Here is a 10,497-nt window from a genome sequence, read left to right as displayed (position 1 = left end):
GGTGACTCGGTCCGGTTCCGGAATAGCCGACATCCTGCCCCTGTCGCCGTTGCAGGAGGGCCTGCTCTTCCACGCCCTGTACGACGACGAGCAGTCCCCCGACCTCTACGCCACCCAGCAGATCCTGGAGCTGGCGGGCCCCGTCGACCCCGCCGCCGTACGTGCCGCCGGACAGGCTCTCCTCGACCGGCACCCCAACCTGCGCGCCTGCTTCCGGCGCCGGGACAGCGGACGGCCCCTGCAGATCGTGCCCACGGACGTCGAACTCCCCTGGGCGGAAGCCGACTTGTCCACCCTCGGGGAGGACGAGCGCGACAAGGAATGGGAACGGCTGCTGGACGAGGAGCGCGCCCGCCGCTTCGACCTCGCCAAGCCGCCGCTCCTGCGCTACCTGCTGGTCAGGTGGTCCCCGGACCGCTACCGCCTGCTCCTCACCAACCACCACATCCTGCTCGACGGCTGGTCCAAGCAGTTGCTGGTACGCGAGTTCACCGCGCTGCACGCCGGCGAGCACCCCACCGCCCTGCCGTCGGCCCCCGCATACCGCGACTACCTCGCCTGGCTGGGCCGGCAGGACCGCACCGCCGCGGAGACCGCCTGGCGCGACGCCCTGGCGGAGGCCGGCGAGCCCACCCTGCTCGCCCCCGGCCGGTCCGGCACCACCACCGTGCTGCCCCAGGAACTGGTCGTCGAACTCCCCGAGCAGCTGACCAGCGCCGGCGAGGCCACCGCCCGGTCCCTCGGGATCACCCTCAACACGCTCGTCCAGGGCGCCTGGGGTGTACTGCTGGGCCGCCTGACCGGCCGCACCGACATCGTCTTCGGCCAGGCGGTGACCGTCCGCCCGCCCGAGCTGCCGAACATCGCCTCCATGGTGGGCTTCTGCCTCAACACCGTGCCCACGCGCATCCGTTGGGATGAGAACGGCACCGTCACCGACCTCCTCACCGCCCTCCACCACCGGCAGGCGGCCCTGCTGCCCCACCAGCACCTCGGACTCGCCGACATCCGGAGCGCGGCAGGCAGCTCCGGCGAACTCTTCGACACCCTGCTCGCCTTCGAGAACCACCCCGCCACGACCGGCCCGGGAGCGTCCCGCGTCACCCAGCTGACCGGCCGCGACGCCACCCACTACCCCCTCACCCTCGCCGTCCTGCCCGCCCGTCGCCTAGCCCTGCGCCTGTCGTACCGGCCCGACCTGTACGACGAGCCGGGCGCCCGGCAACTCCTCGCCCGCTTCGCCGCCGTCCTGGAGGCCTTCGCAGCGGATCCGGCGCGACGCGTGCGCGAGGTGGGCATCCTGCTGCCGGGGGAGCGGGAGCGGCTGCTGGGCGGGGCCGCCGGCACGGCCGTACCCTCTTCGGCCACCCTGCCCGAGCTGTTCGCGGACCAGGTGGCCCGCACCCCCGACGCCACAGCCGTGGTGCACGAGGGCACCCGCCTCACCTACGCCGAACTGGACGCGCGGGCCAACCGCCTGGCGCACCTGCTGGCGGCACGCGGCGCGGGCCCGGAACGCCTGGTGGCTCTCGCGCTGCCGCGTTCGCCGGAGCTGGTGGTGGCCGTGCTGGCGGTCCTGAAGACCGGCGCCGCCTACGTGCCGATGGACCCGGAGTACCCGGCCGACCGACTGCAGTTCATGCTGGCCGACGCCGATCCGGTGCTGCTGGTCACGGCGCAGGACGTGGCAGCGGGCCTGCCCCCGTGCGAGGTCCCCATGGTCACGCCGGACGAGTCGCTGACCTATCCCGGCACGGCACCCGAGGCGCCGTCCCCGAACGGCGACCACATCGCCTACGTCATCTACACCTCGGGCTCGACCGGCCGCCCGAAGGGCGTCGCCGTCCCGCACCGGAACGTCGTACGGCTCTTCTCGGCCACCCGGCACTGGTTCGACTTCGGCCCGGACGACGTGTGGACGCTGTTCCACTCCTACGCGTTCGACTTCTCGGTGTGGGAGCTGTGGGGCGCGCTGCTGCACGGCGGCACACTCGTGGTCGTCCCGTACGCGGTGACCCGTGACCCGGAGGAGTTCCTGCGGCTGCTGGCACGCGAGCGCGTCACGGTGCTCAACCAGACCCCCTCGGCCTTCGGTGAACTCCTGCGCGCGGACGCCTCCCTGCCGGACGCCGGGCGCGAACTGGCCCTGCGCTACGTGGTCTTCGGCGGTGAGGCACTCGACTTCACTCGGGTCGCGCAGTGGTACACCCGGCACCCGCAGGACGCGCCCGTACTGGTCAACATGTACGGCATCACCGAGACGACGGTCCATGTCACGGGCCTGCCGCTGACCGAGGCCGCGGTACGGGACCGGCCGCAGGCCAGTGGCATCGGACATGCCATCCCCGACCTGCGCGCCTACGTCCTGGACGCGGGCCTGCGACTGGTACCGCCCGGCGTGACCGGCGAGTTGTACGTGGCGGGAGCGGGGCTGGCGCGCGGGTACCTGGGGCGGCCAGGGCTGACGGCGGGGCGCTTCGTCGCCGACCCGTTCGCCGCCGCTCCGGGGCAACTGATGTACCGCACGGGCGACTTGGTGCGGCAGTGGGCCGACGGGGAGCTGGAGTACCGGGGCCGCGCGGACGACCAGGTCAAGATCCGGGGCTTCCGCATCGAACTCGGCGAGGTGGAGGCGGCGCTCGCGGGCCACCCCGGTGTGGCGCAGGCGGTCGTTCTCGTACGGGACGAGCGGCTGGTCGGCTACTGCGTCGGACGAGACCTGGACCCGGACGCGCTGCGCCAGCATGCGGGGCGGACACTGCCGGACCACATGGTCCCCGCCGCCGTGGTCGTCCTCGACCGGCTGCCACTGACCGCCAACGGCAAGCTGGACCGCGCCGCCCTGCCGGCGCCCTCCGCGCACGGTGGGGGACGCGCACCGCGCACCCCGCAGGAGGAGATCCTGTGCGGGCTCTTCGCCGACGTCCTCGGCCTGGACGCGCACCGGGTCGGCGCGGACGACGGCTTCTTCGGCCTCGGCGGCGACTCCCTGCTCGCCATGCGGCTCACCGATCGCGTCAGGAGCGCGCTGGGCATCACGCTGCCGGTACGGGCGGTGTTCGAGGCGGCGACCCCCGCCGGGCTGGCCGTGCGGCTCAGTGAAAGCGAGGCCGGTGCCCGGCGTCCCGAACTCGTGGTGCAGGAACGCGGACACGCCCCGATTCCGCTGTCGTACGCCCAGCAGCGGCTGTGGTTCCTGAGCCGCCTCGACGGCAGCAACACCTACACCGTTCCCTGGGCCCTGCGCCTCACCGGCCACCTCGACCGCCCGGCACTGGAGGCGGCGCTCGCCGACCTCGTGACCCGCCACGAACCGCTGCGCACCCTCCACCCCGACTTCCAGGGCACCCCGTACCAGCGGATCCTGGACCCGGAGGCGGGACGTCCGAGCCTCACCGTCGTACCGGTCACCGAAGCCGAACTGCCCGCTCGGCTCACCGCCGCCGCCGGGCACCGCTTCGACCTGTCCGCCGAAGTGCCGCTTCGCGCCACTCTGTTCACCCTCGAAGACGACACACACGTCCTGCTGCTGCTCGCCCACCACATCGCCGTCGACGGCTGGTCCATGGCGCCGCTGATGCGCGACCTGGAGACGGCGTACGCGGCCCGCATCACCGGATGTGCCCCGGGATGGCGGCCACTGCCCGTCCAGTACGCCGACTTCGCACACTGGCAGCGCGAACTGCTCGGCGCGGCGGCAGGAGAGACAGAGAGCCTGCGGGAACGTCAGACTGCTTTCTGGCGCGAGGCGTTGGCGGACGCCCCGGAGGAACTGCCGCTGCCCGCCGACCGCCCCAGGCCCGCCGAACCCACCGGACTCGGCGACCGCGCCGAACTCACCCTCGACGCGGAGCTGCACGCCGCACTCGCCGACCTCGCCTCGGCCTCCCGGGTCACGCTGTTCATGGTGTTCCAGGCCGGCCTCGCCGCGACGCTGACCAGGCTCGGTTCGGGCACCGACATCACCATGGGCACCCCGGTCGCCGGACGCGCCGACGGCAGGCTGGACGACCTGGTCGGCTTCTTCGTCAACAGCCTCACCCTGCGCACCGACACCTCGGGCAACCCCACCTTCCGTGAACTCCTGGAACGCGTCCGGGAATTCGACCTCGCCGCGTACGCCCATCAGGACGTGCCGTTCGACCTCCTCGTGGACGCCCTCAGCCCGCGGCGCACCCTCGCCCGCCATCCGCTGTTCCAGGTGATGCTGGCCTTCACCGGTCACGCCGCGGACGTCGGCCTGTCCCTGCCGGGCCTGGGGGTCGTACGCGAGCCGGTCGAGACCGGCGCGGCCCGCTTCGACCTCTGCCTCTACCTGAGCGAGCGCCGCCACCGCGACGGCACCCCGGCGGGCATCGACGGCATCGCCGAGTACAGCACCGACCTGTTCGACCCGGCCACGGCCCAGCGGCTCACGCGACGGCTCGTCCGCTTCCTGGCCACCGTCGCCGCCGACCCCGGCCTGCGTCTCGACGACGTGGATCTTCCGGGGGACGACGAGCACCGACGCCCCGACGGTCGTCACGCGACCTCCGAAGAGATCCGCCCCGCTCCGCCCGCCGCTCCGATCCGGGAACAGATTCCCGGTAACCCGGACGCCCCGGCACCGACGCCCGGCGGAGAGCCTGACCACCAGGCGCCGCCCACACCCGCGCACACACCCGAGGCCGCCGGGGGACAGGAACCGGCGACCCCGGCCGAGCGCATCCTCGCCGGGCTCTTCCGCGAGCTGCTCAAGCTGCCCGACGTGCCACTCGACGAGGACTTCTTCGCCCTCGGCGGCGACAGCATCACCTCGATCCGCCTCGTGAGCCGGGCAGCGGAGGCCGGAGTCGTGATCAGCGCCCGCGACGTCTTCAAACACCAGACGGTGAAGGAGCTGGCGGCGGTGGCCCGCGGGCCGGTCGGAGGCCGCGCCGACGGTGCGGGCGCGGTCGGCGTCCATGCCGCCGACGGTGTGGGGCCGGTTCCGCTCACTCCCATCATGCGATGGCTGCTCGAACGCGGCGGCCCGATAGGGCGGTTCAGCCAGTCCGTCCTGCTGACGGTACCGGCGGACGCCGGTCTGCTCCGGCTGACAGACGCCCTGCAGGCGCTGCTCGACCACCACGACATGCTGCGTTCACGGCTCACCCCGGCCCTGGGACTCGACGTCGGCCCGGCCGGGCGCGTCCGCGCCGCGGACCTGCTCGACCGCAGGGACGTCAGCGGCAGCTCCGGCACGGACGACCTCCACGCCGCCGTGGCCGAGGAGTTCGACCGGGCCCTGGGACAGCTCGATCCGGAGGCCGGGGCGATGGTCCGGGCCGTGTGGTTCGACGCCGGACCCGACCGGGCCGGACGGCTGCTGCTGGTCGTCCACCACCTGGCCGTGGACGGCGTGGCCTGGCGCATCCTCGTACCGGATCTGAAAGCCGCCTGGGAGGCCGTGGCCGCCGGGCGAAACCCCCAACTGCCGCCCGTCGGCACGTCGTTCCGGCGCTGGTCCCTGGCATTGGACCGACAGGCCCTCGCGCCGTCGCGGGTCGCCGAGGCCGAACTGTGGGGCCGTATCGCCGACGCCCCGCGCGTCCCGCTGGGCCGGCGCCCGCTCGACCCCGACCGGGACACCGCCGCCACCACGCGCTCGCTGCGCCTCACCCTGCCGCCCGAGACCACGGGACCGCTGCTCACCGGCGTCCCGGCCGCCTTCCACCTCGGTGTCCAGGACGTCCTGCTCACCGGCCTGGCGCTGGCGCTCGCCGACCGGCAGGGCTCCCCGCACGTCGTACTCGACGTCGAGGGCCACGGCCGCGAGGATCTGGTGCCCGGGCTCGAACTGTCGGGCACGGTCGGCTGGTTCACCTCGCTCTACCCGGTCCACCTGGATCTGGCGGGCGTCGACGTGGGCGACGCTCTGGCCGCCGGACCCGCCGCCGGCCTCGCCGCCACCCGCGTCGCGGAGCGGCTGCGCGAACTGCCCGACCACGGCGCGGGACACGGCCTCCTGCGCCACCTCAACCCGGACACGGCACCCCAGTTGGCCAAGGCCCCGGCACCGGAGATCGGCTTCAACTACCTTGGCCGGTTCAGCGCCCCAGCAACCACCGGCACCGAGCCGTGGGCCTTCGCCCCCGAGTCGTCGGCACTCGGCGCCGGCTGCGACCCCGGCCTCGCTGCCGCCCACGCCCTCGACGTCAACGCGGTCGTCCACGACACGGCCACCGGACCGCGGCTGGTGGCCGACTGGGCGTGGCCCGAGGGCGTGCTGACCGAACCGGAGGTGCGGGCTCTGGCCGAGTCCTGGTTCACGGCGCTCACCGCGCTCGTGTCCCGGGCGGAGGGCGGCGCCGGTCCGTCCGTCGCGGACCTGTCCAGGGACGAGCTCGACGAGCTGAGCGCCGGCCTGGACTAGTGCCCGACAGGCAACGTTCGCCCCGTCGCGCAAACGTTGCCCGCCGGGCACCGGCCGCCCCTCCGAGAAGATCCAGCAGCTCCAGCAGAGCCAGAACACAGCGAGACGAGACGACATGACGCAGCCCGGGCCGGTCGACGTACTTCCCCTGACCCCGCTCCAGGAGGGCCTGCTCTTCCATGCTCTGTACGAGCACGAGCGGGACGCCTCCGACGTGTACCTCGTGCAACTGGTCTTCGAACTCGAAGGCCCGGTGAACGCCGACCGCCTCCGTGCCTCCGTTCAGGCACTACTGGACCGGCACCCGAACCTGCGGGCGGCCTTCCGGCGGCGTCGCGGCGGCCAGCCCGTGCAGGTCGTCCCGCACCGGGCGACGCTGCCGTGGAGGGAAGCCGACCTGACCGGGCCGGTCATCGACAGCGATACCGATACCTGTACCGACACCGAGAAGGCGTGGGCCGAACTGCTGGACGCGGACCGGGCCCTCGGGTTCGACCCCGCCACCCCTCCGCTCCTGCGCTGCACCCTGGTCCGCACCGGCGAGCACCGCCACCGGCTGCTCGTCACCCACCACCACATCCTTCTCGACGGCTGGTCGGTCTCCGTGCTCCTACGGGAACTGCTCGCCCTGTACAACGCCGACGGCGACCCGGCCGTGCTCGCGCCCGTCCCGCCCTACCGCACCTTCCTGGGGTGGCTGGAGCGCAGGGACCGTACCGCGGCGGAGGCCGCCTGGCGCGACGCGCTGGCCGATGTGACGGAACCGACCCGACTGGCCCCGACCGCCACGCCGGGCGTCACGGACCCGGCACAGGCCCGGACCGAGCTGCCCGCGGAGACCGGAGCCGCCCTCACGGCACGAGCCCGCGGTCTCGGCGTCACCGTGAACACCCTCGTCCAGGGGGCCTGGGCGCTTCTGCTCGGCCGCATGACCGGCCGCGACGATGTCGTCTTCGGTGCGACCGTCTCCGGCCGACCGCCCGAACTCCTCGGGGTCGAGTCGATGGTCGGACTGTTCATCAACACCATCCCGACGCGGGTCCGGCTGCGGCCCGAGCAGAGCCTGGGCACCCTGCTCCGAGAGGTCCAGGACGGCTACGTCCGCCTCCTCGACCACCACCACCTGGGCCTGGCGGACATCCAGCGGGCCGTGGGCGTCCCGGAACTCTTCGACAGCCTCGTCATCTTCGAGAACTATCCGGTGGATCCGGAAGCGACCGGTGACGTGAGTGAACGCGACGCCGGTGCGCTCCGCGTCGTCGGCTCAAGCGGTCGCGACGCCACCCACTACCCCGTGACCCTCGTGGCCCTCCCCGGCCCCCGGCCCCGCTTCCGGCTGGCCTACCACCCCGGACTGTTCGACGCCGGCTGGGCCGACGCCACGCTCGGCCGCCTGGTGCGCATCCTCGAAGCCATGGCGGCCGACCCGGAACTCCCGCAGGGCCGCATGGGACTCCTGGCGCCCCAGGAACTCCCGCCGCGGCCCCAGCTCCCGCCGCCCGCGACCCGCACCCTCACCGACCTCTGGTCGGCCCAGGTCGCGGCCACCCCGGACGCCGACGCCGTACTGGACCGCGGCACCCGGCTCACCTACCGTGAACTGGACGCCCGGGCCGAGCAGTTGGCCGGCCGCCTCACCGCCCTCGGAGCAGGCCCCGAGCGAGTCGTCGGCATCACTGTGCCCCGTACTGCGGAGCTGCTCGTCGCGGTGCTCGCCGTACTGAAGTCCGGCGCCGCCTATCTGCCGCTCGACCCCGCCTACCCGGCCGACCGTCTGGCGTACATCGTCGCCGACGCCCGCCCGGTCGTCGTCCTCGCCACCGCCGAGACGGCGGGAGCGCTGCCGGAGGGCACACCGCTGCTCAACCCCGACGATGAATTGACGGACCGTCAAAATTCCCTCCCCTCACACGGCTTGACGCCGGACAGCCTCGCCTACATCACCTACACCTCCGGCTCCACGGGCCGCCCCAAGGGTGTTCTGGCCACGCACCGCAACGCCGTCGAGTTCGTCGAGTGGACCCATGCGGAGTTCGGTCCCGAGCGGCTGGCCAAGGTGCTGTTCTCGACCTCGCTCAACTTCGACGTCTCGGTGTTCGAGATCTTCTCGCCGCTGCTGTGCGGCGGTCGTATCGAGATCGTCGAGAACCTCCTCGCACTCACCGGGGGCACACCTCGGGACGCGGGGCTGATCAGCGGGGTACCCACGGTCATGGCCACCGTGCTCGCCGAGCGGCCTGCCGTCTCACCGCACACGGTGGCCCTCGGCGGAGAGCCGATCCCCGAACAGCTCCGTGCGGGCATCGAGGCCGCGTTCCCCGGGGCACGGCTCGTCAACTTCTACGGGCCCACCGAGGCGACCATCTACGCCACCGCCTGGCAGTCCGGCGCAGACCCGGACGACAAGGCCGGGCCGCCCATCGGCCGCCCTCTCGCCCGCAACCTCGTCCACCTCCTCGACCAGGCGCTGCATCCCGTGCCCGACGGGGCCGTCGGCGAGGTGTATGTGGCGGGCGGCGGCCCCGCCCGCGGCTATCTCGGCAGGCCGGGTCTGACGGCCGGGCGGTTCGTCGCCGACCCGTTCGGCGGGCCGGGGGAGCGCATGTACCGCACCGGCGATCTGGCGGTGCGCGGCTCCGACGGGCAACTGCGCTTCCTGGGCCGGGCCGACCACCAGGTCAAGCTCCGCGGCTTCCGGATCGAACTGGGCGAGATCGAAGCGGTACTGGCCGCACATCCGGCCGTCGCCGAGGCGGCGGCCACGGTGGCGGAGGGCCCGCGGGGCGAGAAGCAACTGGTCGCCTACGTCGTGCCCGCCGAAGGAGCAGTACCGGGAGCCGACGACCTCGGCGACCACCTCGCCCACACCCTCCCCGCCCACATGATCCCCTCGGCGTTCGTCACCCTCGAATCACTCCCGCACACGGCCAGCGGCAAGCTGGACCGCAAGGCACTGCCCGCCCCCGACGCGCCGCTCGCCGCGAAGACGGCCCCGCGTACCGAGCGGGAGGAGACCCTGCGCGGAATCTTCGCCGAGGTCCTCGGCCTCGCCCCGGACCAGGTCGGCATCCACGACGCCTTCCTCGATCTCGGCGGCCACTCCCTGCTGGCCCCCCGCCTCACCTCGCGCATCCGCGCCGAACTCGGCGTCGAACTGCCCATGCGCGCCCTCTTCGACACCCCGACCGTGGCGGCGCTGGCCCGGCGTCCGGCCGAAGGCGATCGCCCTGGCGGGCCAGACCGTCCCGGAAGGGCCGACCGTCCCGGAGGGGCCGACCGCACCGGCGAGTCGAGTACGGCTCCGGTGGGCCCCCTGCTCCCGCTGCGCACCCGAGGCGACCACGAACCCCTGTTCTGCCTTCCCCCGGCCTCCGGCCTGTCCTGGGGCTTCGCCGGGCTGGCCCGCCACATCAACCCCCGCCGCCCGCTGTACGGTCTGCAGTCCCGTGGCCTGATCCCGGGTCAGGACCCGGCCGGCAGCCTGGCCGAGGTGGTCGCCGAGCACACCGCCCTCATCCGCGAGACACAGCCGCACGGCCCGTACCACCTGCTCGGCTACTCCATGGGCGGCCTCGTCGCCTACGAGGTCGCCGTCGGCCTCCAGAAGGCCGGAGAGCAGGTCGCCCTCCTCGCGCTGCTCGACTCCTTCCCCGGAGCCTGGATCCGGCAGGGCCCCGCCGTGTCCGACCGCCCGGCGCTGCTGCGCAACCTGCTCACCATCCTCGGTCGGCAGGTGCCCGAGGACCAGACGGAACCGCTGACCGAGAGCCGGTTCGCGGAACTGGTTCGCCGCGTACGCGACATGCCCGGCAGCCTCGACGACGCCGAACTGGCCGCCCTGGTCGACGTGACGGCGAACAACGGCCGTCTGCTGGGCGAGTTCGCCCCCACCTCGTACCGCGGGGACCTGCTGTTCTTCACCGCCGCACAGGATCCGGACGCGACCCACGACCGGTACCGCTCCTGGCAGCCGTACGTCGACGGCCGTATCGACAACCACGACATCCCCTGCACGCACGGAGAGATGACCCGGCCCACAGCACTGGACCGCATCGGCCCGGTACTGGACAGCCGCCTTTCGAAGTAGTCCGAAAGCGCCGGAC

2 protein-coding genes are annotated in these 10,497 nt (G+C 73.1%); both read left to right on the top strand.

Annotation, left to right across the window (positions count from 1 at the left end):
- Nucleotide 1 precedes the first annotated feature (1 nt).
- Nucleotides 2–6,394 (top strand): non-ribosomal peptide synthetase, encoded by a 6,393-nt coding sequence (locus tag OOK07_RS04330; protein WP_266795071.1) that lies wholly within the window; start codon nt 2–4, stop codon nt 6,392–6,394.
- 115 nt (nt 6,395–6,509) lie between these two features.
- Nucleotides 6,510–10,481, top strand: a complete 3,972-nt coding sequence (locus OOK07_RS04325; RefSeq protein WP_266795069.1) for a non-ribosomal peptide synthetase — start codon at nt 6,510–6,512, stop codon at nt 10,479–10,481.
- Nucleotides 10,482–10,497: the final 16 nt, after the last annotated feature.

The sequence above is a fragment of the Streptomyces sp. NBC_00078 genome (assembly GCF_026343335.1).
GTDB lineage: Bacteria > Actinomycetota > Actinomycetes > Streptomycetales > Streptomycetaceae > Streptomyces.
This window is presented reverse-complemented; position numbering and strand designations above follow the sequence as displayed.

Bases quoted from the DNA above. Each gene is read 5' to 3' on its own strand.
- OOK07_RS04325 (WP_266795069.1), top strand. From the start codon at position 6,510: ATGACGCAGCCCGGGCCGGTCGACGTACTTCCCCTGACCCCGCTCCAG.